Source organism: Streptosporangium sp. NPDC006007 (assembly GCF_040614315.1).
Classification (GTDB): domain Bacteria; phylum Actinomycetota; class Actinomycetes; order Streptosporangiales; family Streptosporangiaceae; genus Streptosporangium.
This window is the reverse complement of the sequence record NZ_JBEXUG010000103.1, coordinates 1-1,522: the sequence shown is the minus strand read 5'-3', so window position 1 is coordinate 1,522 and position 1,522 is coordinate 1. Positions and strand designations below refer to the sequence as shown.

Sequence of the window (1,522 nt, the reverse complement as noted above, 5' to 3'; positions counted from 1 at the left end):
CGGTGCGCGCCCGCTGGCCGGCGGGACCGGCCCGAAGAGGCCGCACGCCCGCCGGCCGGGCGGAGCGCGCGGCCCAGTGAATGGACTTCATGCCCGCGGGCGTTCCCTCGTCTGCGGTTGGACGGGCGTAGAGGCACGCTTGTGCTGGTCGGTCTCCCTCGGCAGTGCCCAAGGGTCGGCCCGGCCCGCTCGGCGCGTTCGTCTCCTCTCGTCGTTACCGGTTCCTCCGCCTGGCGGTGTTCAGCGTCGAACACCGCCTTCCGCTGGATCGTCACCGCGAGCTCGTGAGTGTCCCTTCCCCCATCTCTCCCCCGCCCGCTCCCTGCTGGGGCCGGTGCGGGCTCCCGCCGAAGGCGGCTTGAAAACGTAAGCAAAGTCGTAACACCTGGGTGAGGTGACCAGAGTCGCTCTATAGCCCCGGGGTACCTCAGGATTCGTCGTTGAGCGCGTAGTCATACGACGACCATCGGTTGTCAACGGCTACAGACTCGCCGTACTCGATGACATCTCCGTTTTGGTCGTAGAGCCAGTTACGACCCCGTAGAACGGGTGCTCCAACCGAGATGCCCAGATCTTCGGCGTCCTGCTCGCTGGCTACGTCTGCACACACTTGGTCTCGACCAGAGACAGCGATACGGCCTGTCTGCTCCTCAATGTATCGAGGAGTGCCCTGGGTGATGCGGCTGGTCTGAAGAAGTAGGGGAGCTACTTCAGCCAAAGCACCATCGAACCAGGAGGACGATGCCGATACAGGCGCGTCAGAGTCGGTGTTCATCGTAACGCGATGCCGCCGGACGACTGAGGCTGCGGATTCCACGCCAAGAGCATCCGCCACCTGCTCTGTCGCGGTAACAAGCTCAGCGGAAGTGATCCGTGCAGCTTCGTTCTTGGGGTAGATCCGTCCCGTGCGACGAATGGCCTGGAAACGATCCCTCGGACCGGTGTGTCGCGCCTGAACACTGACGATGGTGCCAATGCCTGGCACTGCCTTCACCAACCCTTCCGACTTCAGGGCTGCGAGCACCTTCACTGCCGTAGCGAGAGAGATTTCCCAGTTGCGTGAGATCTCCCGCGCAGACGGGATGGCTTCACTCTCCTTCAGCTCGCCTGACTGGATCTGCCTACGGATATGGTTCACGACCTGGACATATGGCGGGTCTGGACGGTGAATCTTCGGAGGCATGGCGTCACCTTTCAATGGGACAATCAGTGCGTTCTAGCACACCACCTACCACCAGAGTAGTCCACTAGGCTTCAAGTCTCGAACCCACCTCCGGGTCTTTGAGGGTAGAGGTTGACGGTGTTCTAGCACACAGCTATCTTCTGATGTAGAACACCTAACACCATGGATGTTCACGAGAAAGGCCCCAGCGGGGGGCAACCCGCTGAGGCCAGAGCATCGAGAGTTTGGAGACCCGTCAATGCACGTTCAGCGTACCCTCGATCAGTTCGACGGTTGTCAGATCCCGGCGGGGGAACTGGCGGCGGCGTTGTTCGCCTCTGACATGCCCGTCCAGAGCGA

At 62.0% G+C, this 1,522-nt stretch carries 1 protein-coding gene; it reads right to left on the bottom strand.

The genetic code is table 11. From position 1 onward, the window contains the following. Positions 1-427 precede the first annotated feature (427 nt). Positions 428-1,183 (bottom strand): GntR family transcriptional regulator, encoded by a 756-nt coding sequence (locus ABZ194_RS30315; RefSeq protein ID WP_355600437.1) that lies wholly within the window; start codon positions 1,181-1,183, stop codon positions 428-430. Positions 1,184-1,522: the final 339 nt, after the last annotated feature.